Source organism: Streptomyces sp. NBC_01445, from assembly GCF_035918235.1.
In the GTDB taxonomy this organism is placed as follows: domain Bacteria; phylum Actinomycetota; class Actinomycetes; order Streptomycetales; family Streptomycetaceae; genus Streptomyces.
This window is the reverse complement of record NZ_CP109485.1, coordinates 713,154-736,331: the sequence shown is the minus strand read 5'-3', so window position 1 is coordinate 736,331 and position 23,178 is coordinate 713,154. Positions and strand designations below refer to the sequence as shown.

Here is a 23,178-nt window from a genome sequence, read left to right as displayed (position 1 = left end):
GCGGCGGCGGCCTGAGAGGTTGGCTGCGTCAAACTACTGGCGAAACAAGGGAGTTGACACAGTCATGGGCCCCTGAGAGGGGGGAGGCCCACGACGGGCACTTGTCAGCGCGAGGCTCTAGTCTCGTCGCTTGTGACTGAGACTCCCTCCCACCACAATGCGACAGCGGACGCCTACGACGCCGTGGCCGCCCTCTACGCCGAACTCGTCCGCAACGAGCTGGACACACAGCCGCTGGACCGCGCGGTGCTCGCCGCGTTCGCCGAACTCGCGCAGGCGAACGATGGCGGGCCCGTGGCCGAGCTGGGCTGCGGCCCGGGCCGAGTGACGGCGCACCTGCGGAACCTCGGCCTCGATGTCTTCGGCATCGACCTGTCGCCGGCGATGATCGATCTGGCCCGCGAGACCTACCCGGACCTCCGGTTCGAGGTCGGCTCCATGGACGCCCTGAGCCTGGCCGACGGATCGCTGAACGGCATCGTGTCCTGGTACTCGGTCATCCACACCCCACCGGAGGACGTGCCCTCGTACTTCGACGAGTTCCGCCGTGTACTCACGCCCGGCGGCCACCTCTTGCTCGCCTTCTTCGAGTCGGGGGACGATCCGGTCACGGAGTTCGACCACAAGGTGGTGACGGCTTACCGGTGGCCGATCGACGACCTGGCGAAGATGGCCGCCAAGGCCGGGTTCACCGAGGTGGGCCGGATGCTGCGCGAGCCTCGCGAGGGCGAACGGTTCCGCCAGGGGCGTCTGCTGATGCGCAGGGGCAGCTGACGCACACCGCTCGTCCGCGAATCGCCCGGCATCTGCGGCTGGTCAGGCGCCGGCCTCGCTGATGTTCACCATCCAGGTGATGCCGAACTTGTCGTTGCACATGCCGAACACGTCGCCCCACATCTGCTTCTCCAGCGGGACCGCCACGTTGCCGCCGGCGGACAGCTTCTCCCAGTAGCCGCGGAGCTCGTCGGCGTCGTCGCCGCTCAGGCTCACGGAGAAGTTGTTGCCCTGCTTGAGCTCCATGCCCGGAGGGTTGTCCGCCCCCATGAGCGTGAAGCCGTTCGGAGCCTCGAGCATGCCGTGCATGACCTTGTCGGCGTACCCGGGGGGCGTCTCGGAGCCGAATGAGCTGTACGTGTTCACCGACAGGTCGCCGCCGAAAACGCTCTTGTAGAACTCCATGGCTTGCTTGGCGTCACCGGCAAAGCTGATGTACGGGTTGAGTCGAGAGGCCATGAGGGATTCCTTTCGTGACGTTTTGTCAGGGGTGCACACTAGTCGCGTTCCAGCTGCTCAGCGGGGATAGGCGCAGACCGACTTCCCGGGGGGCGGGCCCTGGACGAGTGGATTCGTCGGCGGCAGCGGAATTCCCGACACTAGAGTGAAACGGTGAATCTCCCGCAGGAAAACCCGGCACGTCCGATCAGCGAAGACGACCGCACCACTGCTGTGCAACGTGTGCAGGAGGCGTACGCCGAGGGGCACCTCTCGCATGAGGAGATGGACGAGCGGCTGCAACAGGTGCTCACCGCCAAGACGCACAGCGACCTCGGGCCGGCTCTTGCCTCGCTCCCGGAGGAGGATGCGGGCACCTCGTCCACGATTGGCGCGCTGGGCGGACGGATCCAGCGGCGCGGAGCATGGCGGGTCCCTCGGAATCTCAAGGTCGAGTCCGCGTTCGGAAGCGTGCGCCTGGACCTGTCCCGGGCGGTCTTCGAGCATCCGGCAGTCGACATCGAGCTCCAAGTCGGCACCGGCAGGGCCAAGATCACGGTTCCTCGCGACGCGATCGTCGACGTCGAGGGTCTGCACACCGGGTGGAAGGACCTGCGCTACAAGGCGCCGCGGAGCTCCGGCCAGGGCGGGCCGAGGATTCGGATCTCCGGGACCATGGGGTTCGGCCGGTTGAAGATCCGCCACGCGCGGCGTTGAGAGTCACCCGGCACTACGGACCGGCCGGCGCCCAAGCCGGCCGGCGACGGCTGGTTCAGTGGTCCCGGCCGCAGTCGGCTGCTGGTGGTGTCGTGCTCATGCGCCAGCCGTTGCAGCGGGGTCCGATCAGGTCGGCCGGCCAGCCCGCCGTTTCCACGGCCGCGTCGTAGACGGCGTCGCCGAAGGCCACGATGGCCTGGTGCGGATCGGCCATCTCCCTGAGCGTGGTCCATGGCAGCAGGGCCAGCCCCGCATCGGCACTCCAGGCCGCGCCGTCGACACCCCAGGACCGGCCTTCGAGACCGTCCGGCTGGGGCCAGATGTACGCGTACATACCGGCGTTGGGCGACTTGGCGTCCCCGAACGTGAACCCGACCGACACGTACTCGTCGCGCGCGGCGTTCTGCATGAACGCCGGACGGTCAGCCTCCGGAGTGGCTCGATGCGCCCGGTAACGCGTGGCGGACAGATCGAAACCGCCCCACATCACACCGACCCGCGGGCGATGCCCCTGGAAGGGCGCCTGCCACGTTTCGAGCCCGCCGGCCGCAAGGTTGAAGGCCGTCGACATCAGCCGAGCCGCGTCCCCGTCCCAGCTACGTTCGATCTGATCGTCCTCGAACTTTCGCGGGGCACCCGGGATCTCGCAGATCAATGACGTGCGCGGTGGGCGCACACCGAGCTCGGCAGCGGCGTCGCAGAACGACGTGTAGAAGGCGGCGAGGGACCCGTTGGGCAGGGGTACCGTCACCGAGCCCCGGTCGGATTCGATGACCACGTCACCGTCGAGGAGCCGGTAGTGCACCTCGAAGGTCACTCCCTGCCGCCGGTGGGTCGGCGTCCGGAGCCCACGGGAAGTGACATCGAGAACGATGTTTCCCCAGCCGGCCTCGAAGGGCTCGTCCAGGGTGTACTTGCCTCCGACCTGCACCAGCCGGTTGACGTAGCCGACCATCGGCGCCAGATCCTCGTAGACCAGCTCCGGCCACGTGGTACGTCGTTCGCTCATGGAGAGCCTCCCGGCCCGTCGACGGGATCGGCAAGAGGGCAGTGGCGGCGCCGGGTGACTTCCCCTTTACGGCGCCCCAACGCCGTCAGGGATGCCTTGGAATGACCCGGCACCCATCTTCGCACGCAGGTCACGGCGCTGCCTGCTCGGCGGCGAGGGCTGCCCATCCGGCCAAACTGGCCGCGGTGGGAACGTCGCCTTCCACAACCCGGCGCTTTGCACCGTCCCCTTTCCGGGTCTCACCCGCAGGGCCGCGACCAGGGCATGAAGCGAACCCGGCGACCCTTCGAGACCGCACCCGGTTCACGCAGAGCGCTGTCCTCGGAGGGAAATGAAAGGTCTGAAAGTGGATATGCGAAACGCTCTTCGGTGAATTGATGGATTGGCCGTTGATCACGGCAGGGAAGGTTCACCGCGCCACCGGCATGCGATCTTCACCGGCTCACCCCGGCACCCGTCGCGTGTCTTCCGTCCGCCCTGAGAGGGGGTGCAGTGATGAAGCTTCTCTTCGCTATCCGCAACAAGGCCGCGGCCCGAAAGTCCCTGAAGGCGAGCGCCTGGTACCTCTGGTACTGATCCGGCACGCCTCCACCCGCCCCCGCTGTTCGGTGGCAGCGAGCAATGCGCCCGACGCCGGCTGCCGTACAGCGGGGGTTCCGCCACCCACCGCCACCGGAGACCCCGTGTCGCTCACCTCCGCGCCGCGCACGCGCCGTACCGTGCTCGCCCCGCGACTCACAGCCCTCCTCCACGATCACCTGGGCCACGACGTCTTCCGGCTCGAGAGCGACACCGTCGGAGTGGCCGGATACGACGTCGCCGACCGGATCCTGGCCGCGCGCCGGGCGACGGAGACCGAGCGGCCGACGTTCAAGCCGCTGCACGGCCGCTCGATCTCGCGAGGCGAAGCCTCGTCGGTCACCCGGACGACAGGCGACGACGTCCGCGAGGCACTGAAGCGCCCCTTGCCGCCCGACGTCGACCTGTCGGGTCCTTGGCCTCTCACCGGACACCTCTTCCTGAGGGACCTCATCCTTGGCCAAGACCCTCTCCGTCTGCGAATATTGATGAGCCGTAACCTCGAACTGACGCCCAAGCTGACCTGGTCCGTGATCGCCGCAGGCGCCGCGCTGCCCGGCTGGCCGCGCCCCGGCGCCCACCTCACCGGTCTCGCGGGGCGGGCGGCCGAAGCCGTCGGCTACCAGGACCGCAGGTACGCGATGGGTGTCTACCGGCGAGCGGCCGCACCGGTGTGTTTCACGGTCTCGACGCTCGTCGCGAACGCGCTGTGGCTCGGCTCCCCGTTCGACGACAGCACGTCGAACCGCAACATCGTTTACGAGGCCCTGCGACTTCTGCCGCCCTCGTGGAACATCCTCCGCAACGCCTCCGCGGAGTACCCCGCGATCGACAGCCGGATCCGGGACGATGACGATGTCCTGCTGCTTCCCCTGCTCTCGCACCGCGACCCGGCCCGGTGGGAGGACGCGCCCGTGTTCCGGCCCGAGCGCTGGGACGAACTCGACCCCGATGCCACGCCGGGCTATCTGCCCTTCGGGCATGCCTCAGAGCGCTGCTGGGGACGGCACATGGTGATGCCGCTCGCCGAACTGCTGCTGGACCGGATCCGCAGCTCAGGGCTCGTCGTTGATCCCGGGCAGCGCACCGGCAGGGTTCCGCTGCTCGGCCTGCTGGGGGTCGAGGAAGTACGTTTGATGAAGGCGCGAACAGTCTGACGAATGGCGGGAGTTGCCGCGGGTCCGTCGAACTTCCTTTGGGAGACGGCTACTTGGTGGTGCTGCGCAGCGGCGACCCCATGAGTCCTCCGGCCGGAGGCGCACGATGGCAGGGCGCCGTCTCACGGGAGGATGGCGTCGATGTATCCGCCGTCGACCCGCAGCGCGCCGCCCGTGGTCGCGGACGCCAGGTCGGAGCTCAGGTACACCACCATGTTGGCGATCTCCTCGGGTTCGATCAGGCGCTGCAACAGCGACTGCGGGCGGTACTCGCGCATGAAGACTCGCTGCGCCTCGTCCCAAGGCAGGTCACGGTCGACGAGTTTGTACACGAAGTCCTCGACGCCACCGGTGTGAGTAGGGCCCGCGATGACGCAGTTCACGGTGACGCCGGTTCCCGCGGCGTGCTTGGCGAAGCCGCGGCTGACCGCGAGCAGAGCGGTCTTCGACATGCCGTAGTGAATCATCTCGGCGGGGATCACCACCGCGGAGTCGCTCGCGATGTACTGGACGCGCCCCCGGCCGCGTTCGGTCATCCCCGGCAGATACAGCCGCGTGAGCCGGACGGCGGCCAGCACGTTCACCTCGAAGTAGCGGCGCCATTCGTCGTCCGTGATGTCCAAGGGGTTCTTCGCGTCGAAGATGCCGAGATTGTTGATGAGGATGTCCACGTCAGGCAGCGTTTCCCAGGCGCGTCGAGCGCCCTCCTCGGAACCGACATCGGCGGCGACCGGAACGAAGTCGCCGTCCGGCACGCCGGCTTTGAGCTGCTCGACGGCCGCCTCCACCCTGCCCTGGTCGCGTCCGTTGACTCCGACCCGCGCGCCGGCGCGTGCGAGCCCGGTCGCGATCGCGGCTCCGATGCCTTGCGTGGAGCCCGTCACCAGAGCGGTCCGGCCCGAGAGATCCAGGTGCACGTCTTGTTCCCTTACTGGAATGGGTGGGTGATCGGCAGGTCGTCACGAGACTCTTCCCGCTCGCAGACCCCCGGTGATGCCCGGGCGCTCGGAATTGGGGCCGAACGGGTGGGGAGCGGTGCGGCTGTTACGCGCTTCTGGGTGACGGGACGCCGCGAGGCGCGGCGGAAGCCGGGCCGGAGCCGTGCGGGGTAACGGCTGAGGCGTCAACTTGGTGCCTTCAGTGCATAAATGGACGATACACATGAGAGCAACAGAAATATGGACGACTTGTAACCGCCTTCACGCCTTGCGCACATTCGGGACGATTCGTTGGCAAGTTGTGCGTTCTCGGCCACCGGGCCGGGACCCGCACATAGCAGACCTGCGGCGCACCACGCCGGCACACGGGTCTGCAGTACGAAATGAAGGGGCGTTCATGTCCGCTTTCATGTCAGTTACTGCCCGCCGTACGGCTGCCGCCGCTCTCGCGGCCGGCGCGCTGGTCGGAACGTTCGCCGCGTCGGCATCGGCCGACGCCGCCGGCCGCCCGCACCGCGACCGCGTCGAGATCTCCGGCGCGCAGTACGACTCCCCGGGCTGGGACAACGGCACCAACCGCTCCCTCAACAAGGAGTGGGTCGATGTCACCAACACGTCCCGCTATGCGGTGAACCTCGACGGGTGGACGCTGTCGGCCAGGGACGGCCGCACCTACACCTTCCATCACTACCGCCTGGCGGGCCGCTCGACGGTCCGCGTCCACACCGGTGTCGGACGCGACAGCGGCCGTGACGTGTACCAGGACCGTCGCAGGTACGTGTGGGACAACCGGTCCGACACCGCCACCCTGCGCGATGACCGCAACTGGAAGGTCGACACCCTTTCCTGGGGCGGCCACAGCGACGACCGAGGCCACCACGGCGACGGACGCGGGCACGGCGGCGACGGACGCGGGCACGGCGGCGGCCACCGCTGACCTGAACCTGCCCGCGGGACTCCCAGCCCGCGGGCAGCGATGACCCGCCTCAGGAGGGGGCGTTCCGCAGCACGGTCTGCGGGACGCCCCCTTCGGCTGCCGCCGAAAACACGGATACCCGCCCGACGTCACCCCTGCCAGTCGTAGCGGCGCTCCGGTCGGCCGGCGACGCCGTAGCGCAGTGACACGCCGGCGCTGCCGGTGCCGTGGAAATATTCGAGGTAACGGCGGGCGCTGACGCGGGAGATGCCGGTCAGGGCGGCGCATTCGGTGGCGGACAGAGAACTGCCGGCCTCGCGAAGGGAGCGTTCGACCACCGCGGCGGTCTCGACGCTCATGCCCTTGGGCAGGCCACCGCCCGGAGTGGCCAGGGCCGTTCCGCCCAGCACGCGGTCCACGTCGGCCTGGCCCCGTACGACCGCGGAGAGCAGCCTGCGGCGTCGGGCGGCGTACCGCTCGAGCCGGGGGAGCAGGTCCTCGAAGTCGAAGGGCTTGAGCAGGTAGTCGACCACGCCGCGGCGGACGGCGCGGCGCACCGTCTCCGCTTCCTGGGCGGCGCTGATGACCATGATGTCGCAGTCGTGGCCGGCGGACCGCAGCCGGGGGATGAGATCGAGGCCGAAGACGTCCGGCAGGTACAGGTCGAGCAGGATGAGGTCGGGGCGCAGTTCCTCGACGGCGTCGATCGCCTGTTGCCCGGTGTGAGCCGTGCCGATGACGCGGAACGGCACGACGCGTTCGACGAAGCTGCGGTGCACCCGGGCCACCATGAAGTCGTCGTCCACGACGAGCACGTCGATCGAGTCTTCTCCTGCGGCCGTGTCGTGCGAAGCGGTCATCCGGGGACTCCTTCGGGCGCCACATCGGCGGGGTGACCGAGGGGCATGTGGGCGGTGAACATGGCGCCGTCAGCGGTGTTGGCCACCGATATCTCGCCGCTGTGGCGCTCGCAGACGAGCTTGGTGAGGGCCAGGCCGATCCCGCGCTCGCCCTCCTGGGCGGCCTTGGTGGTGAAGCCGTGCGCGAAGACCTCCCGAGCGACTTCGGGCGGCAGACCGGGGCCGGAGTCCCGGACCACGACCTCCACGCTGGACGCGTCCTGCCGCAGCTCCACCTCGACCCACGCGTCGCCGGTGTCGTCATCGGAAGCGGCGGCGTCCACCGCGTTGTCGACGAGGTTGCCGATCACGGTGGCCAGATCGGCCGCGTCCTCCGGTGCCAGCCGGCCGAGTGCGGTCCCGGCGGAGATCCGCAGGCTGACCTTGCGTTCGGCAGCAAGGGAGGACTTCGCCATCAGCAACGCGGCGATCGCGGTGTCGCGCACACGCCGGGCGAGCGTGACATCGAGCGATTGGCGGCGCTGGTTGAGGGCGCGGATATAGCGGACCACTTCGTCCTGCTCCCCGATCTGGATCAGACCGGAGATGGTGTGGAGCTGGTTCGCGAACTCGTGGGCCTGCGCGCGCAGCAGCTCGGAGGAGCTGCGGAAGGAGCCGATCTCCCGTTCCAGCGCGGCCAGTTCGGTGCGATCGCGCAGGGTCGTGACCGAACCGAGCAGGCGGCCGTCCTTCATGACGGTCATCCGGTTCATCACCAGCAGGCGCCCACGGCGGATCACCACCTGGTCGTGCCGGTCGGCCGCGCCGTGCCGGGCCCCTACGAGGACGTCCCGCAGCCGCCCCTCGAGGCCCAGGTCGTCGATGCTCTGCCCCACGCAGTCCTCGGGCAGGTCGAGGAGGCGCCGGCCCACGTCGTTGACCAACGTGAGACGTAGTTGCGGGTCCAGTGCGACGACGCCCTCCGCGATCCCGTACAGCATCGCCTCGCGGTGCTCGGCGAGGCCCGCGATCTCGCGAGGCTCCAGGCCGTACGTCTGGCGTTTGACCCGTCGGGCAAGGAGCCAGGAACCCATCACGCCGAGTCCGCTCGCGATGCCCAGGTAGGCGAGCAGGTACGACGAGGCGCCGCTGAGCCGCTGCCACACGGTGGGGGAGGCCTCGCCGATCATCACGGTGCCGAGCTGCTGCCCGAGCGTTCTCCGTGCGGCACTCAGAACCGGCACCTGCGCCACCAGCTCCCGGCTTCCGTCCAGCGTCAGGTCGCCGGACCAGCTGCGGCCCCTGGCAACCCCCGCTCCCAGGCTCAGCCGCTCACCCACCACCGTGGGGTTGGTGGACGAGACGATGCGGCCCTGCGCGTCGGCCACGGTCACCGACGTGACGCCGGACTGCGCCAGCGTGGAGTGCACCAGCGGAGCCAGTGCCTCCCCGGGAGAAGGCCTCACGAGCTGGCTGCGGACCAGGGGGTTGGCGCCCAGTTGCTCGGCCAGCGCGTCGACCTTGCGACCTTCGACCCGCTGGAAGGTGGCCTCGGACTGGGCGAGCGAGACACCCGCGACCGCCAGCAGCACCACCACGACGATGGCGAGCTGGAGCACCAGCATCTGGCCCGCGAGGGTATGGCGGCGGAACGTTGTGACCACAATTAACTCAATCTTTGCTACTGACACAACGTGGGCAGCCCGCGTGCCATGTCGGACAATCATGACGCCCAGCAGTTGAAATCGAAAGCGAGGTGCCATGAGAGGTCCCGCACGTGCCTTTCTCGGCACCGTCGCCACACTGACACTTCTCACCGTCAGCGCATGTGGGGTGTTTCCGGGCGGGCAGGCACAGTCGGACCGCGATCTGCGGATCATGGTGCCCAACACACCCGGTGGCGGCTACGACACCACGGCACGGACCGCGGCCCGAGTCATGGACGAGACGCACATCGCGCCGGATGTGCAGGTGTTCAACCTTCCCGGCGCGGGCGGCACGGTCGGACTGCAGCGCATCGTCGACGAACGAGGCAACGGAGAGCTCGCGCTCCAGATGGGCCTCGGCGTCGTGGGTGCGTCGCATGAGGCGAAGGCGAAGGTGACGGTCGCCCGGACCACACCGATCGCCCGTCTCATCGAGGAGGCAGGCGCGGTCGTCGTCCGGAAGGACTCGCCGTACAGAACGGTCGGCGACCTCATCACCGCGTGGCGAAAGGCCCCTGAACGCCTCGCCGTCGGTGGCGGATCATCCCCCGGTGGACCGGATTATCTGCTGCCCATGGAGCTGGCGAAGACAGTCGGCATCGACCCCAAGAAGGTCGACTACGTCGGCTACGGCGGTGGTGGCGGCGACTTGCTGCCGGCCCTGCTCGACGGTGAGGTCGACTTCGCCACCAGCGGCCTGGGCGAGTTCCTCGACCAGGTCGACAGCGGCCAGCTGCGTGTCCTCGCCGTCACCGGCGAGCATCCGGTCGAGCCCCTGGCCGGGGTCCCGACGCTCAAGTCGTCGGGCATCGACCTGGTCTTCAGCAACTGGCGGGGCATCGTCGCCCCGCCCGGCATCAGTGACGCCGACAGGAAGCGCTGGGTCGATGCGTTGACCGACTTGCATCGGTCCGCGCGGTGGCAGGCCGAGCTCGACCGGCACGGCTGGACCGACGCGTTCGCCACCGGCGACACCTTCGCGGCCTACCTCACCCGGCAGGACAAGCTCGTCGCCGATCTCGCCGCCTCCCTCGGACGGGAGTGACCAGGCGGTCGTCCACCGACGGCTCGCTTCGACACCGAAGGCTTTCACCACGGGCAGCTGCCCGACGTGACCCCACCCACCCATGACCGGGACGGTCCAGCCCCCGTGTGCGCGGGCTCGCCGAGCCATGCCCGTTTTCCCCCGGCCCGACCCACGGCCAGATCCCGAAAGGCACCCCCTCCCGTATGACTTCACACACCTGGTACCTGTTGCTCGTCCTCACCGTGGCGATCGGTCTGCTGATCTACTTGATCAACTCCCGGCTCCGCATCCACCCGTTCATCGCCCTCCTAGTGGTGACCATCGGCACCGGGCTCGCCGCCGGCGAACCCGTGGCGAAGCTGACCGGGTCCATCGAGGAAGGAGCGGGCGGCACGCTCGGTGACATCGGCCTCACACTTGCCCTCGGAGCCATGCTCGGCCGCCTCCTCTCCGACTCCGGCGCCACCGACGCCATCGCCCACGCCATCGTCGACCGCTCCAACAACCGCAGGCTCCCCTGGCTCGTCGCGGCCGCGGCATTCGTCATCGGCATTCCGATGTTCTTCGAGGTCGGCCTCATCGTGCTCCTGCCGCTGATCTTCAGCGTCGCCCGCCGCCTGGAGGACGACGGCGCGACGAAGGGTTCTCCGTACGTGCTGCTCGGCGTGCCCGCCATCGCCGCGCTGTCCACCCTGCACGGCATGGTGCCGCCCCACCCCGGACCGCTGACCGCCATGACAGGCCTGCACGCGGACCTCGGCCTGACCCTCGGCGTCGGCATCATCTGCTCGATCCCGACCGTCATCCTGGCCGGCCCTGTGTACGCCCGCTGGATCGCGCCCCGCCTTGCCGAGGTACGGCCCGACCCCGTGCTCGTGGCCCAGTTCACCGGAGCCGACCGGAACAACGCGGTCGACACCACCATCAACGCTTCTTCCACCGGCCCGGCCGAGGGCACGGACACCGACACTCTGCAGCGCGCCGGTGTGTCCACGGGACTGGCCGTCACCTCGGTTCTCATACCCGTCGCCCTGATGCTGCTGCGCACCCTCGCCGAAACCGTGCTCGACGAGTCCAGCACCGTGCGTGCGGCGCTCACGTTCGTCGGTGAACCGCTGGTGGCGATGCTCGCCGGTTTCCTGTTCGCGCTCGGTGTGACCCTCGTACGCGGTGGCCGCTCCAGCGAGGCGACCCGCTCCTCCCTGACGGACAGCCTCAAGTCCATCGCCGCGATCCTGCTCATCATCGGTGGCGGCGGCGCGTTCAAGCAGGTGCTTCAGGACTCCGGTATCGGTGACGCCATCGCCTCCGCAGCCGAGGGAGCCCACCTCAACGTTATCGTGCTGGGCTGGCTGATCGCGCTGCTCCTGTCCCTGACCACCGGTTCGGCCACCGTCGGCATCGTCTCGGCCACCGGCATCGTCGCCCCGCTGATAGGCACGGGTGGTGGGCTCGAGGCCTCGCTCCTGGTGGTCGCGATCGGCGCCGGCTCCCTGGGCCTCAACTACGTCAACCACGCCGGGTTCTGGCTGGTCAAGGAGTCCTTCGGCATGGACCTCACCCAGGCCACCAAGACACAGACCGTCGTGCAGACCCTGGTCAGTGTGATGGGTCTCGGGATGGCCCTGCTCCTGTCCGTCCTCGTCTGACCGGACGAGAGCGCTAGGAGTTGGACCAGTTGCGGGTGGACAGCACCAGCAGGTAGCCGTCCGGGTCCTGGATCGTCACACCCCACGTGTCCCAGTACGGGTTGTGCGCCGGGACCCGCTTGCCGCCGTGCTGTTCGAGGCGTTCCACGAGGGAGTCCGGTACCGGTTCGCCGAGGTAGATCACCAGTAGATCCTCGGCGGTCGGCCGCGGCTCCACGGGTGCGGCGGGATCGTTTACGAGTTCCAGGTGCCAGGCCGCATCCGGCCAGCCGGCCATGAGAAGTGAGTGGTCGTCAGGCGTGCCGTCCGACGCGTGCCGGTAGAGGACGTCGAGGCCGAGTCCCGAGATCCAGAAGTGTTCCGCCGCTTCAAGGTCACGCGACGGACGGGCGATGCGTACATGAGCCGCGGCGTTGGCCGGCATCGTGTCAACTCCTGATCGGTGAGGACTTCTTGTCAACTGACAGGTCGTACGCGGAGCCTAGCGAGCAAGCGATCACTCGCCCATCCGGCGCAGGCCCTAGGTCTCCGGGCGGAACCCGGGTTACCGCGAGCCGTCTGCGGCGGGTAGTCGTCGATGATCCGACAGAGCCGCTGCCGGATGGCTTGCCATCATGTGCCCTTGATCGAGGGCCCGTTGGTGCGACCGCGGGGTCCGTGCGCGGTTCGTCGTCCGGTCGCCGCGTCGGTTCGCCTGGCTATGTGTCGGTTCTGCCGTGGTCCTGCGCCCGGGCGAGGACACCTTCGTCGAGCCCGAGGACGCGTTCCGTCGTGGCGGTTATCAGCTCGCGCACTTCGGCATAGTCGATCTGTGTGCGCATGGCGGCCTGTGGGCTGAGGCCGTCGATGAGGATGAGGATGCGCATCGCCGCGTAACCGGCGTTGTCGACGCGGAAGCAGCCTCGTGCGACCCCGGCCTCGATGTGTGCCTCCAGCCGGTCCTGGGTGGCGGTCATCTGGCGCGTGACCGCCGTGAGCAGCGCCGGGCGGCGCCGGCTCGCCTGCCAGGCGTCGAGCCACAACAGGCTGACGGGGTCGCGGTCCTGGTGCAGCCACGCCTGCATCAACTGCCGTACCCGGTCCACCGGATGGTCCACGCGCTCCGCGTGCTCGAAGACCGCGTCGTTGTCGGCGGTCGCGGCGTGGCTGAAGGCCGCGGCGATGAGTTCGTCGGCGGACCTGAAGTGATAGTCCACCAGGCCCGGTACGACGCCCACGGCCTGGGCGACCCGTTTCGCCGTCAGCTTGTCCAGGCCCTCGCTCACGGCGATCACGCTCGCGGCCCGCACTATCTCCGCGCGCCGCTCGCCGGCGGGCAAGCGGCGTCGTCCGGTCCGTGAGGTCGGCGTCATGACCTGGGATGCTATTGACGCCCACCCCAACAAGCAACTGGTGCGCATCCCAATAGTGGGTTTCCGGAGGTCAGGATGGCGTTGAGGGCAACTGGCGGCACCAGCGAGGGGCCCGAGCGGGGCGAGCCGGTCACCGACCGCACCGGTCACGTGGAGACGCACGGAGTCGACCACATCCCGGACTCCGATCGCCACGGTCGGCCACGTTCCCTGTTCACGGTGTGGGCGGCCTCCAACATGAGCTACCTGTACATCGTGCTGGGCGGCGCGATGGTGCTGCTCGGCCTCGACATCTGGCAGTCCTTCGCGGTGATCGTGGCCGGTAACCTCCTCTGGGCCGGCGTGGGGTACCTCGCGATCAGCGGCCCCACCTCCGGGACGCCGAGCTGGGTGGTGACGCGGGCGATGTTCGGCGTCCGAGGCAACAGAGTCCTCAACGTAACGCTCGGTTGGACCGTCGCGGTGGCCTACGAGGCGATCAGCCTGGCCCTGGGATCCCTCGCCGGATTCGCACTGGTCGAGCACTTGGGCATCCACGCGAACACCCCGGTCAAGGTGGCGATCGTGCTGGTCACCGCCGTCGTGACGTTCTCCATCAGCGTGTACGGACACGCCACCATCATGCGGTGCAGCATCTGGTTCACCTGGGCGCTGACCGCCTGCGTCCTGGTCCTGGCGTACTACGTGCTGCGCCACACGGACTGGGGCTACCGGACACCTGCCGCCACCGCGGTCCACGGCCGCGAGCTGTGGGTGATCCTCGCCTCGGGATTCACGATCATGGTGGGTGGCCCCCTGTCATGGAGCAGCAGCGCGGACTACGCCCGCTATCTGCCCGCCGACACCTCACGCAAGGCGGTGTGCTGGTGGACGGCCGTCGGCGGATTCGTGCCGGCCGTCCTGCTGAGCGGACTCGGAGTCCTGGCCGGGACGGCGGTGGACATGACCGACGCGCAGACATCACTGAAGGCGGTCGTGCCCGGCTGGTTCTATCCGGTCTTCCTGCTGGTCGTCATCTTCGGCTCGATCACGAACAACGTACTCACCGCGTACAGCGGCGGCCTGGCCCTTCAATCCGGCGGGATCCCCTGGAGCCGCGCGTTCACCGTCATCTTCGACGCCTCCATCGCGCTCGGCCTCACCTTCTACTCCCTGTTCGTGTCCGACTTCCTCGACACCATGAACAGCGGTCTGGAGCTCTCCGTCGCGTTCCTCGGCCCTGGGTTCGCGATCTACGCCGTGGACATCTTCCTGCGCCGCAACCGCTACGACGGAGTCGCGTTGCAGGACCAGACCCCCAACAGCCGCTTCTGGTACCGGCACGGAGTGAATCCCGCCGGAGCCGCCGCGTGGGCCATCGGCGTCGGGGCGGCGCTCCTGTGCGCCAACACGGCCATCTACACCGGCCCGGTCGCAGCCGCCCTCGGCGGCGCCGACCTGTCCGCAGTCGTCGGGATGTCCCTGGGCGCCTTGGTCTACGCGGGATTGATGCTTCGTCAGCGGCGCCCGGACTGAAACGGGCCCCGAATCAGCAGAAGGGGCCCCTGCCCGGCATCGATGCCGGGCAGGGGCCCCTTCTGGGATCTGCGACCTGGGATCCGCGCTCTGACTACGTCAGCCGTCGGATTCCGGTGACGGGATGTAGGCACCCGGCACGTCCTTCGGGGCGAAGATCTTGTTCTCGCCGGGGTACGGCTTCGACCACTCGTGCGTCTGGTACCACGTGAAGTGGTTCATCTGCGCGGGGTTCGCGAAGTCGGGCTTGGCGTCGCGCCCGGTCAGCCGCTGCTGCGACTTCCAGGCGTCCCACTGTGCCGCGAGCTTCTGCTTGTCCGCCGGCACCTTCGCCGACGGCGCCGCCGCGGCATTGGGGTTCTGCGGCGCAGGGGTGTCCAGGCCGCAGGAGGGCGGGGTCTTCAGACCGCCGGTGAGCGAGGTCCGGTTGGGCAGCGTCTTGAAGGGCGTGAGGTCCGCCTTCTGGCTGAACGCCCCACGCATCGGGCTGGCCGCGCTGTCCTTCTGGTTCATCGGGTGGACCCCGAGGATCTGCTCGATGGTGCGGATCATCGTGATCTGCGAGTAGTAGTGGCTGTCGACGACGCCGTGCCTGGCCCAGGGGCTGATGATCTGGATCGGGGCGCGGTGGCCGTCGACGTGGTCGAGGCCGGCCTGGGAGTCGTCCTCGACCACGAAGATCGCCGAGTCCCTCCAGTACTTGCTGTGCGAGATCTCGTCGACCATCCTGCCGACCGCCAGGTCGTTGTCCGCGACCTGGGCGGCGGCGTTCGCCGGACCGCCGGTGTGGTCGCTGGACAGCCAGAACATGTTCAGGTTGGCCGGCCCGTTCTTCTCGAAGTCACGCTTCCAGATCTCGGACCGGTAGATGTCCGGGACGCTCGTGTCGAACTTCGGGAACCCGTGCACCGACACGGAGTTGAGGGACGGGATGGGCGAGGAGGACACCAGGGGGTAGGCGGTGTCCTGACCGGTCGCGCCCATGTTCTTGGAGTCGCAGTACAGGTTCTGCCAGCTCGCGTCCGCCGGCTTGGTGAGGAACTGCTGGAACTCGCCGAAGTCCCGTACGGACTTGCCCGCGGCCTGGGCACCGGTCCAGATGAAGCCGGTCCGCTGGTGACCGAGCGCGTCGTCCTCGGTGTCGTAACTGCGCGCGTACTCACCGGCCGAGGACTCGGTGTACTCCGGGTCGTCGGCCTGCATCAGCCAGTTGTGGCCCTCGGCCGAGTTCGTACCGATGTCGTACGTGTTGTCATACAGGCCGAACTGCTTGGCCAGCGCGTGCTGGTTCGGCGTCACGTTCTCGCCGAACTGTGCCAGCGACGGGTCGCCGTTGCCCTCCGGGACGTCGCCGAGAATCTGGTCGTAGGTCCGGTTCTCCTTGACGATCAGGAAGACGTGCTTGATCGTCGACGGGTCACCGAGCCGCTCCGGGACCGGCACAGGCTTCTTCTTGCCCTTGCCGTGGGTCAGTGTCACCGAGCCGCGGGTCCAGCCGTTCTGCCGGAAGACCTTGGCCGTCTGCGACTTGATGACGCGGTCGTTCGGCAAGGTGAACCGCTGCACGCTCGATGTCGTGTCGTGGGTGGCGTGCCCGGCGCTGGTGGTGGGGCGGCGGGCGTCGATTCCACGGGTGTTGGAGACGACCACCTGCTTGCCGACGGTGGCGATCTCGGCGGGGAAGTAGTCCGTCGGGAGCAGGCCGACGTAACTGACCGGCTCCTGCGGGGTCGTGTACCGGTAGACGGCGACCGCGTTGGCGCGGCCGAGTGTCACCAGCAGATGGCCGTCGTCGGTGAGCGTCACCGCGTCGGGCTCGTAGCCGACCGACGACTCCGGCCACGGCTGGGTGGCGACGGTCTGCACGACCTTGTTCTTGGTGGTGTCGATGACCGACACGTCGTTGGTGGCGGTGTTGGTGACGAACAGCGCGTTCTTCTTGGCGTACAGCGCGGTCGGGTGCAGACCGACGTTGATGCTCGATACGGCGGCATCAGGGTTCGCCAGGTCGATGACGCTGACCGTGCCGGTGGTGGTGGAGGCGGTCACCGGGTCGGCGGGCACCTGGGTGTTGTAGGAGTTGATCGTGGTGTCGCCGGGCTTCGCCGGACGCCCGCCCTCGTTGCTGACGTAGAGCTTGGTGCCGACCTCGGCCATGTCACGCGGGGCGTTGCCCACGGACCAGCTCCGCTCGACGGCGCCGGTCGCCGCGTCGATGGCGACGACGCGGTTCTGGCCGTTGACCGCCGAGTACACGGTGGAGCCGTCGGACGAGAACACGGGCTCGCCCACCAGCGCGTGCCTGGGCCCGTCCGCCGGGATCTTCACGGAGGTCGGGTTGGCGACGCTGCCGTCCGCGTCGACGGTGAATCTGGTGTAGCCGTCGATCTGGCCCAGCCACAGCTGCGAACCGTCGGGCGAGTACGTGGGGCCTTCCTGGCCCACGTCGTTGCCGCTGATACGCAGGTCGGCCGACGCGGAGTTGCCGACGAGCTGCTGCACCTTCCAGGTCTTGAGGTCCACGACGGAAAGGGCCATACCGCCGTCGGTGATCGAGGCTGCGAGATGCGTGCCGTCCGGGCTGACCGAGGACGACATGATCTTGCCGTTGTTGACGACGAGACGGTCGCCGTAGGGGGCGATGTACTGATCACTGGAGATGACCTGGCCCTGACGCGTGCTCTGGCCGACCTGGTCGGTGCCGAACTGGTGCGTCTGTGCGAAAGCGGTGCCCGCGGCAGCGAGGGCGAGAGCCGAGATACCGGCCGTGGCCAGGGGCATCCGGCGGCCGATGCGTCTGCCGAGAAGGCCGGAACGGCCCTTCGCGGTACGCCTGCGACGGCGTGTCACCTGCATGGAGTTATCCCTTCGAGGTAGAGAGCAGCTCGACATTGCCGTCGAACTGCCAGAGCGGGTTCGGTCCGTCCCCGGTCGGGGTCCGCACCAGGAAGTAGCCGTTCACTTCCTTCGGCCCATCGCCGTCGGCCATGAACCGCCCGTCAGCGGTGACGTCGAGCTGGTAGATGGCCGACCCGGTGGCCTCGACGTCGGGGAGATGCCAGGAGACGACGCAGCGCCAGTCGTTGCCCGGCCCTTCGGCCGCGACCCTGGTGCTGCCCTTGGTGCACACCGCGCTCGCTTTGAGCTGCGCTTCGGTGACGTCGGGGCGGTTGAGCTGCTCGGTCTGCAGGCGGTAGAGATGGGCGAATGCCGTGGCGACCGAGCGCTGCACCTTGTCCTGCTCGATCCCGGAGCCCGTGGCCGAGGTCGCCGGGGCGACGACGACGGCCGTCAGGACGAGGAGCCCGACGAGCGGCAGCGCTCCGACCGTGATGGCGCGGCGCCCCGAGCCGTCGTGGGTCAGGTTGGTGAAGTCCCGCCTCAGGAAAAGGACATAGGCCAGCGCCGTCGCGGTCACCGCCCACAACAGGCTGACAACGATGCCAATGAGGAGCGGACCGAGCTGTGCCGGGCCGGTGAACAGACCGTTCCAGGCGATGAAGGCGTAGCTGGGCAGGGCCAGGCGCACGGCGACCGGGAGCGGCAGCATCTGGGCGAGCTGCATCGTGAGCGCGACGAGCATGGGCAGCAGGAGCCCCATCGGGGAGCGCCCGAGCGCGACGGAACCGAGCAGTCCGATCGCGGCGAAGGCCAGGGTCGGGGCGAGTACGCAGACCCAGGCGAGCAGGACCTGGACGGCTGCGTCTCCCGGCGACAAGAGGTGGCCGTCGAGACCGACCAGCGGCTGGTCGCCGACCGCCACGACCCCACCGGCCGCGCCGGAACAGGCCAGGCCGGCGACGAGCAGCAGGATGACGGTGAGGCTGGCCAGTGCCTTCGCCGCGAAGATCCGCCGGGGCGAGCGGACCGCCACGAGCAGATGGCGCCAGGTACCCAGCCGGTCCTCGGAGGCGAACACGTCACCGGCGACCACCGAAGTCAGCAGCGGGAGCGCCCAGGTACCCGAGAAACCGAGCACCACCAGCGATCCGGCCCATCCCGTGGCGTGCATCCAGCGACCGAAGAGCGTGTCGACGGGGAGCGAGCTCTGCTGGCTCACCGCTGCGACGAAGAGCGCCGGCGCGATCCAGCAGGCGAGGACCAGCAGGCGGATCCGCCATTGCGAGACGAGCTTGACGAGCTCGAAGCGGTAGCCGCGGGCCACCGAGACGCGGGCGGCGGCAGCGGCGGCGGGGCCGGCGGCGATGGTTGCGGTCATCTGCTGTTCTCCTGCTGCTCGGTGAGGGCGAGAAACGCCGCTTCGAGCGGCGACACCACGGGCGCGAGCTCGCGCAGCGCGATGTCCGCGTGCACGAGCCGCACCACCAGTTCGTCGAGGGCGGGCACCGGGGCGCGCACGACGAGCGCCTCGGTGTCGTGCCGTCTCACGCCCACGGCGTTGTCGACGACGCGGATCCCAGAGGTGTCGGCCGCAAGGAGGCGCGCGGCCTGCGGGTCGGAGGTCAGCAGCCGGTAGTCGAGCTCGCTGTTCTCGGCGGCCAGCTTGCTCAGCGGGCCGGAGAAGACGATCCGTCCGGTGGCCAGGATGGTGACCTCCGAGCACAGCGCCTCGAGGTCGTCCATGCGGTGGCTCGACAGCACGACGCTGGTGCCCTCCGTCGCGAGCCGGGCCAGGACACCGTGTACGTGCTTCTTCCCTGCCGGGTCGAGTCCGTTGGACGGCTCGTCGAGCACGAGCAGCCGGGGCTTGGTGAGCAGGGCCGCGGCGAGCCCGAGCCGCTGACGCATGCCGAGGGAGAAGCCGCGGGCGCGGTCGTCGGCGACATCGGTGAGCCCGACCTCTTCGAGTACGTCGCCGATCCCCGACGCCCGTGCGTCGACGCCGCGCAGGGCGGCCAGCGCGGCCAGGTTCTGCCTGGCGGTGAGCGAGGGGTAGAGACCGGGACCGTCCACGAAGCCGGCGACGCCTTCGGGAGCGGCGAGCGCCCGTCCGATGGGCGTACCCAGGATGTCCAGTCGGCCGTCGTCGGCGACGGCCAGGCCCAGCAGGAGCCCGAGCAGCGTCGTCTTCCCGGCGCCGTTCGGTCCGACCAGGCCGTGGATCTGCCCCTGCGCCACATCCAGATCGATGTCGTCGAGCGCGATGACGTCGCCGAAACACTTGGTGATCCCGCGAGCCCGTATTGCGAGGCGTGCGTCCATGAGTCCCTTCCTTGGAAACCTCCGAGGACCCTAGATACGGCACACAACGCAAGCGGGGACAGATGCTTGACGTTCAGGGAACGGGAAACGACCGGAATTCGTCGTACCGACGCCCGGCCGGTACCCGTCGGCATGTCGAACGGGCCGTTGTTCAGGATGAGTTGATGCGAGATCATCCAGATTGCGCGCCACGCGATCGCCCGGCATGGAGGCCGCGCTGTGAACGACGAACCACCTGCACACGCACAACTGCAGGCCATGCTGGCGGTCGCGCGCGCCCACCGGGAGCACGAGCGGTACCACTCCCTGCTCAAGCTCGAACACGCTGTCAGCCTGCGGAGGGATGCCAACACCGTGAAGGTGCTGGCCGACCGCTGGCTGGAGGCCGCCACCGGCCCGGCGCGGGCGGAGCCGGAAGCCCCGACCTTTGCGGCGGCCGGCTGCCCGGACCCCAGCGACCGTACGACCGTGGCGACCACCGGCGTCCTCTTCATGGCCGACGGCATCGAACCGGCCGAACCGACCGCGATGAAAAGGCGCTTCGAATCGACCGCTGAGGAGCACGAGCGCCTGTCCGGCCGGCTCGCCGGACACATGGCGGCCGAGTGGAAGCGCCTCGACGCCCTGCTCACCCCTGCACCGGCCGACGCCGCCCGGGCCCGGTACGCCGCACTGGCCCGCACCGCCACGGCCGGCAACGCCTACGGGGTCGCCGCACGCCTGCTGACCGCCGCGCTCGACGCGATGCGCAGTCTGGACCTGACCCCGTCGGGGATCCGCGCCGACCCGGCCGGATCGGCAGCGCTTCTGCGGACGGCGTCCTGGCTCGTCGACACGGCGGCCGCGACGCCGGCCGAGCCGGCCGCCTCGCTCAGCTGCTCCGACCCCGACCGGTCCGCCTTCATCACAGTCATCGACGCACTCGTCGCACCGACATGACCGTCCACCGGCGACGACCGGCCCTACCGGGCGCGGGCACACAAGTACTGACGAGCATGACAAGCTGTCCTTCCCATTGCCCGAACCCAGGAGGTCACCATGGCTGCAGAGTCTGCATCGCAGGAAGGTTCGGAGCCGACCGAGGCCGAGACGGAAAAGCCGGCGCCCGAGACGCAAGGACTGGCGCCCGACGAGGAGGGCCAGTACGACCTGAAGCGTAAGTTCCGCGAGGCGCTCGACCGTAAGCGCGGCATGCAGGCGGACGCCGCCGGCGGCGCCGCGAAGACCGCGTCGAAGATCCGTGGCGCGCACGGTCCGGCTTCGAGCCAGAAGTCGTTCCGACGCAAGAGCGGCGGCTGAGCACGGCAGAGCTCCTTCGACGGTGAGGCGCCGCATGGCACGCTGAGCCCCCTGGGTCTGTGATCGTCTGGGAGGTTGGCCACGTGGCGCAGTATCAGCCGGCGGGGACTGTGGGCGATGCGGACGCCCGAGCCGAGGAGAACCGGCTCCGCAAGGATCTCGGTTTCTGGGGCCTGACCGCGATCGGCTTCTCCAACATCCTCGGCTCGGGCTGGCTGTTCGCCGCCCTGTACGCCGCCCAGACCGCCGGCCCCGCCGCACTGCTGTCCTGGATCGCGGCCGGCGCGCTCTGCGCACTGGTGGCCCTGGTGATGGTCGAACTCGGCGCCACCAGGCCGGAGGGCGGCGGCACCGTCCGGTGGCCGCTGTACGCGAGCGGCCGACTGGTCGGCACGGTCGTCGGCTGGTCCGTCCTGCTCTCCGTGGGCGGCACCGCCGCCGAGATCAGCGCGATCATGCAATACGCCGCCCACTACGTGCCCGGGCTCTACGAAGGCGGCAAGCTCACCGCGTCGGGCCTGGGCGTCGCCTCCGCGCTCAGTGTGCTGCTCACCGCGCTGAACTGGTTCGCGGTAAGGATGTTCGCCCGCCTGAACAACCTCGTGTCGGTGTTCAAGGTCGTCGTCCCCGTGGTCACGATCGTCGCGCTCTTCCTGTCCGGCACCCACTCGGGCCGCCTCTCCGACCACGGCGGCTTCGCCCCGTACGGCTACGCCGCGTGCCTGACCGCACTCGCCGGCGGCGGCATCGTGTACTCCGTGAACGGCTTCCAGGCCCCCCTGGACTTCTCCGGCGAAGCCCGCAATCCGCGCCGCAACGTCCCCGCAGCCGTGCTCACCGGCATCGCCCTCGCGGTGCTGGTCTACCTCGGACTCCAGCTCGCGTTCCTGTACACGGTGCCCGACTCACTCCTCGCGCACGGCTGGCAGGGCGTCAACTTCGATTCCCCGTTCGGCCAGCTCGCCCTGGTGCTCAACCTGCACTGGCTGGCGACCCTGCTCTACGCCGACGCGGTCGTCTCCCCGGGCGGTTCGGCCTACGTGGGCGTCGCCATCGACGCCCGCCACACGTACGCCCTCGCGAAGAACGGCCTGGTGCCCCGGTTCTTCATGCGGATCGACCCCCGGTCCGGCATCGCGCGCCGCGCCCTGGTCCTCAACCTCGTCGTCATCATCCTGTTCATGCTGCCGTTCGGCGGCTGGCAGGACATCGTGAGCGTGATGGGGGACATGTACCTCCTGATCTACGCGGCCTCGGCGGTCGCCGTCGCGTCCTTCCGGGCTCACGACCGCGAGCGCGGTGTGCCCCTCGCGGACGGTCAGGTGCCGGGCGTGCGCTGGATCGCGCCGGTCAGCTTCGCCGTGTCCACCGAGTTCGTCTACTGGTCCGGCTGGGAACACCTGCGGCTCGCCCTGCCTCTGGTCCTGGCCGGAGTCCCGCTGTACCTGCTGCAACGGCGCCGGACGGCGGGACGCCCCGTACGCGAGGAACTGCGTCAGGGGGCCTGGATCGTCTTCCATCTGGCGGCGCTGACCCTGCTGTCATGGCTCGGCACGTTCGGAGGCTCCGGACATCTGCCGGCTCCGTACGACTCCGTCGTGGTCGGGGTGCTGGCGCTCGCGGTCTTCGTATGGGCGGTGCACTCGGGCGCAGCCCATCTCCGCACGGATCCGTCAGGTGAGCGGGCGTTCTAGGGGTGCGTCTCCGTGAACCGGTCGGCGCATTCGACAGCCGTGGTCCGCGGACGCGGGTGTCCTCGGCGACGGAAGTCGCGTTGGCGGCTGAACTCGCGGTCGCAGCAGCGGACTTGACGGACATGGCGCTCTCCTCGCGGCTGCGGCCGGATCCCGGCGGGATTCCTTGCGATGCGCTTGATCCTTCAAGGGGAGCGGGGAGCGGGGAGCGGGGAGGGGTCGGTCGATTACCCCGGGGGTAATGAGCGGAGGCCACACCGATGGCGCAGTCTCGACGGGCGGCGCGTCTGCCCAGGTCAGGTGGCATGGCCGCATGCGGGTGCCGGGAGTAGATTGGTTGATGTCAAGCAACTAACTCCCGGGCGGGAGTGATGCCCTGTGGCAAGGACAACCGCTGAGTCGGCCG

At 69.0% G+C, this 23,178-nt stretch carries 21 protein-coding genes; 11 read left to right on the top strand and 10 right to left on the bottom strand.

Annotated features, from left to right (window positions below):
- Window positions 1–132 precede the first annotated feature (132 nt).
- Window positions 133–774 carry a class I SAM-dependent DNA methyltransferase gene (locus OG574_RS03625; RefSeq protein ID WP_326771810.1) on the top strand — a complete coding sequence of 214 codons (642 nt, stop codon included), beginning with the start codon at window positions 133–135 and terminating at the stop codon, window positions 772–774.
- A 42-nt stretch (window positions 775–816) separates the two neighbouring features.
- Here the strand turns inward: OG574_RS03625 and OG574_RS03620 are convergent, their stop codons facing one another.
- Window positions 817–1,233, bottom strand: coding sequence for a VOC family protein (locus tag OG574_RS03620; RefSeq protein ID WP_100593535.1), 417 nt, complete (start codon window positions 1,231–1,233; stop codon window positions 817–819).
- Between the two features lie 153 nt (window positions 1,234–1,386).
- Here OG574_RS03620 and OG574_RS03615 point away from each other — a divergent pair, with 153 nt between their 5' ends.
- Window positions 1,387–1,929 carry a DUF1707 SHOCT-like domain-containing protein gene (locus OG574_RS03615; protein ID WP_326771809.1) on the top strand — a complete coding sequence of 181 codons (543 nt, stop codon included), beginning with the start codon at window positions 1,387–1,389 and terminating at the stop codon, window positions 1,927–1,929.
- 55 nt (window positions 1,930–1,984) lie between these two features.
- Here the strand turns inward: OG574_RS03615 and OG574_RS03610 are convergent, their stop codons facing one another.
- Window positions 1,985–2,938: a DUF5996 family protein gene (locus tag OG574_RS03610; protein WP_326771808.1), complete on the bottom strand. Its 954-nt coding sequence runs from the start codon at window positions 2,936–2,938 to the stop codon at window positions 1,985–1,987.
- Between the two features lie 495 nt (window positions 2,939–3,433).
- Between OG574_RS03610 and OG574_RS52655 the strand changes: the two genes are divergently transcribed.
- The gene (locus OG574_RS52655) at window positions 3,434–3,514 is read left to right on the top strand and encodes a tryptorubin family RiPP precursor (RefSeq protein ID WP_227300733.1); all 81 of its coding nucleotides are present in this window, start codon (window positions 3,434–3,436) and stop codon (window positions 3,512–3,514) included.
- 107 nt (window positions 3,515–3,621) lie between these two features.
- The gene (locus OG574_RS03605; protein WP_326771807.1) at window positions 3,622–4,674 is read left to right on the top strand and encodes a cytochrome P450; all 1,053 of its coding nucleotides are present in this window, start codon (window positions 3,622–3,624) and stop codon (window positions 4,672–4,674) included.
- A 122-nt stretch (window positions 4,675–4,796) separates the two neighbouring features.
- Here OG574_RS03605 and OG574_RS03600 read toward each other — a convergent pair whose 3' ends face one another.
- Window positions 4,797–5,591, bottom strand: coding sequence for an SDR family NAD(P)-dependent oxidoreductase (locus OG574_RS03600; protein ID WP_326771806.1), 795 nt, complete (start codon window positions 5,589–5,591; stop codon window positions 4,797–4,799).
- A 418-nt stretch (window positions 5,592–6,009) separates the two neighbouring features.
- Here OG574_RS03600 and OG574_RS03595 point away from each other — a divergent pair, with 418 nt between their 5' ends.
- Complete coding sequence (locus tag OG574_RS03595) at window positions 6,010–6,549, top strand: lamin tail domain-containing protein (protein ID WP_326771805.1); 540 nt, start codon at window positions 6,010–6,012, stop codon at window positions 6,547–6,549.
- 128 nt (window positions 6,550–6,677) lie between these two features.
- Here the strand turns inward: OG574_RS03595 and OG574_RS03590 are convergent, their stop codons facing one another.
- Together OG574_RS03590 and OG574_RS03585 are read right to left on the bottom strand one after the other, a co-directional pair.
- Window positions 6,678–7,388 (bottom strand): response regulator, encoded by a 711-nt coding sequence (locus OG574_RS03590; protein WP_326771804.1) that lies wholly within the window; start codon window positions 7,386–7,388, stop codon window positions 6,678–6,680.
- Window positions 7,385–9,031, bottom strand: coding sequence for a sensor histidine kinase (locus tag OG574_RS03585; protein ID WP_326771803.1), 1,647 nt, complete (start codon window positions 9,029–9,031; stop codon window positions 7,385–7,387). The genes OG574_RS03590 and OG574_RS03585 overlap by 4 nt, the downstream gene beginning before the upstream one ends.
- Window positions 9,032–9,128: 97 nt before the next feature.
- Here OG574_RS03585 and OG574_RS03580 point away from each other — a divergent pair, with 97 nt between their 5' ends.
- Together OG574_RS03580 and OG574_RS03575 are read left to right on the top strand one after the other, a co-directional pair.
- Entirely contained in the window at window positions 9,129–10,118 is a 990-nt protein-coding gene (locus OG574_RS03580) for a Bug family tripartite tricarboxylate transporter substrate binding protein (RefSeq protein ID WP_326771802.1), read from the top strand.
- A 185-nt stretch (window positions 10,119–10,303) separates the two neighbouring features.
- Entirely contained in the window at window positions 10,304–11,749 is a 1,446-nt protein-coding gene (locus OG574_RS03575; protein WP_326771801.1) for a GntP family permease, read from the top strand.
- 13 nt (window positions 11,750–11,762) lie between these two features.
- On the opposite strand, the gene OG574_RS03570 is transcribed toward OG574_RS03575, so the two are convergent.
- On the bottom strand, window positions 11,763–12,173 hold the full coding sequence (locus OG574_RS03570) for a VOC family protein (RefSeq protein WP_326771800.1): 411 nt from the start codon (window positions 12,171–12,173) through the stop codon (window positions 11,763–11,765).
- Between the two features lie 274 nt (window positions 12,174–12,447).
- Window positions 12,448–13,101, bottom strand: coding sequence for a TetR/AcrR family transcriptional regulator (locus OG574_RS03565; protein WP_326771799.1), 654 nt, complete (start codon window positions 13,099–13,101; stop codon window positions 12,448–12,450).
- Window positions 13,102–13,176: 75 nt separating this feature from the next.
- Here OG574_RS03565 and OG574_RS03560 point away from each other — a divergent pair, with 75 nt between their 5' ends.
- Window positions 13,177–14,616: a purine-cytosine permease family protein gene (locus tag OG574_RS03560; RefSeq protein WP_326771798.1), complete on the top strand. Its 1,440-nt coding sequence runs from the start codon at window positions 13,177–13,179 to the stop codon at window positions 14,614–14,616.
- Between the two features lie 99 nt (window positions 14,617–14,715).
- Here OG574_RS03560 and OG574_RS03555 read toward each other — a convergent pair whose 3' ends face one another.
- The 3 genes from OG574_RS03555 to OG574_RS03545 are packed head-to-tail and all read right to left on the bottom strand — an operon-like array spanning window position 14,716 to window position 19,779.
- A complete protein-coding gene (locus tag OG574_RS03555; RefSeq protein WP_326771797.1) occupies window positions 14,716–17,472 on the bottom strand; it encodes an alkaline phosphatase family protein in 2,757 nt (918 codons plus the stop codon).
- A 4-nt stretch (window positions 17,473–17,476) separates the two neighbouring features.
- Window positions 17,477–18,835: an ABC transporter permease gene (locus OG574_RS03550; RefSeq protein WP_326771796.1), complete on the bottom strand. Its 1,359-nt coding sequence runs from the start codon at window positions 18,833–18,835 to the stop codon at window positions 17,477–17,479.
- Window positions 18,832–19,779 (bottom strand): ABC transporter ATP-binding protein, encoded by a 948-nt coding sequence (locus tag OG574_RS03545; protein ID WP_326771795.1) that lies wholly within the window; start codon window positions 19,777–19,779, stop codon window positions 18,832–18,834. Before OG574_RS03545 ends, OG574_RS03550 begins: the two co-directional genes overlap by 4 nt.
- 219 nt (window positions 19,780–19,998) lie before the next feature.
- Here OG574_RS03545 and OG574_RS03540 point away from each other — a divergent pair, with 219 nt between their 5' ends.
- From OG574_RS03540 to OG574_RS03530, 3 genes are all read left to right on the top strand, one after another.
- Entirely contained in the window at window positions 19,999–20,718 is a 720-nt protein-coding gene (locus OG574_RS03540; protein WP_326771794.1) for a hypothetical protein, read from the top strand.
- 99 nt (window positions 20,719–20,817) lie between these two features.
- Window positions 20,818–21,078 (top strand): DUF5302 domain-containing protein, encoded by a 261-nt coding sequence (locus OG574_RS03535; protein WP_326771793.1) that lies wholly within the window; start codon window positions 20,818–20,820, stop codon window positions 21,076–21,078.
- Window positions 21,079–21,161: 83 nt separating this feature from the next.
- Window positions 21,162–22,772: an APC family permease gene (locus tag OG574_RS03530; protein ID WP_326771792.1), complete on the top strand. Its 1,611-nt coding sequence runs from the start codon at window positions 21,162–21,164 to the stop codon at window positions 22,770–22,772.
- Window positions 22,773–23,178 lie beyond the last annotated feature (406 nt).

What these genes read in the sequence shown, in the direction of transcription:
- OG574_RS03555 (WP_326771797.1), bottom strand. Translation starts at nt 17,472, where the DNA reads ATGCAGGTGACACGCCGTCGCAGGCGTACCGCGAAGGGCCGTTCCGGC.
- OG574_RS52655 (WP_227300733.1), top strand. Translation starts at nt 3,434, where the DNA reads ATGAAGCTTCTCTTCGCTATCCGCAACAAGGCCGCGGCCCGAAAGTCC.
- OG574_RS03570 (WP_326771800.1), bottom strand. Translation starts at nt 12,173, where the DNA reads ATGCCGGCCAACGCCGCGGCTCATGTACGCATCGCCCGTCCGTCGCGT.
- OG574_RS03565 (WP_326771799.1), bottom strand. Translation starts at nt 13,101, where the DNA reads ATGACGCCGACCTCACGGACCGGACGACGCCGCTTGCCCGCCGGCGAG.
- OG574_RS03610 (WP_326771808.1), bottom strand. Translation starts at nt 2,938, where the DNA reads ATGAGCGAACGACGTACCACGTGGCCGGAGCTGGTCTACGAGGATCTG.
- OG574_RS03620 (WP_100593535.1), bottom strand. Translation starts at nt 1,233, where the DNA reads ATGGCCTCTCGACTCAACCCGTACATCAGCTTTGCCGGTGACGCCAAG.
- OG574_RS03535 (WP_326771793.1), top strand. Translation starts at nt 20,818, where the DNA reads ATGGCTGCAGAGTCTGCATCGCAGGAAGGTTCGGAGCCGACCGAGGCC.
- OG574_RS03580 (WP_326771802.1), top strand. Translation starts at nt 9,129, where the DNA reads ATGAGAGGTCCCGCACGTGCCTTTCTCGGCACCGTCGCCACACTGACA.
- OG574_RS03595 (WP_326771805.1), top strand. Translation starts at nt 6,010, where the DNA reads ATGTCCGCTTTCATGTCAGTTACTGCCCGCCGTACGGCTGCCGCCGCT.
- OG574_RS03550 (WP_326771796.1), bottom strand. Translation starts at nt 18,835, where the DNA reads ATGACCGCAACCATCGCCGCCGGCCCCGCCGCCGCTGCCGCCGCCCGC.
- OG574_RS03575 (WP_326771801.1), top strand. Translation starts at nt 10,304, where the DNA reads ATGACTTCACACACCTGGTACCTGTTGCTCGTCCTCACCGTGGCGATC.
- OG574_RS03590 (WP_326771804.1), bottom strand. Translation starts at nt 7,388, where the DNA reads ATGACCGCTTCGCACGACACGGCCGCAGGAGAAGACTCGATCGACGTG.
- OG574_RS03545 (WP_326771795.1), bottom strand. Translation starts at nt 19,779, where the DNA reads ATGGACGCACGCCTCGCAATACGGGCTCGCGGGATCACCAAGTGTTTC.
- OG574_RS03560 (WP_326771798.1), top strand. Translation starts at nt 13,177, where the DNA reads ATGGCGTTGAGGGCAACTGGCGGCACCAGCGAGGGGCCCGAGCGGGGC.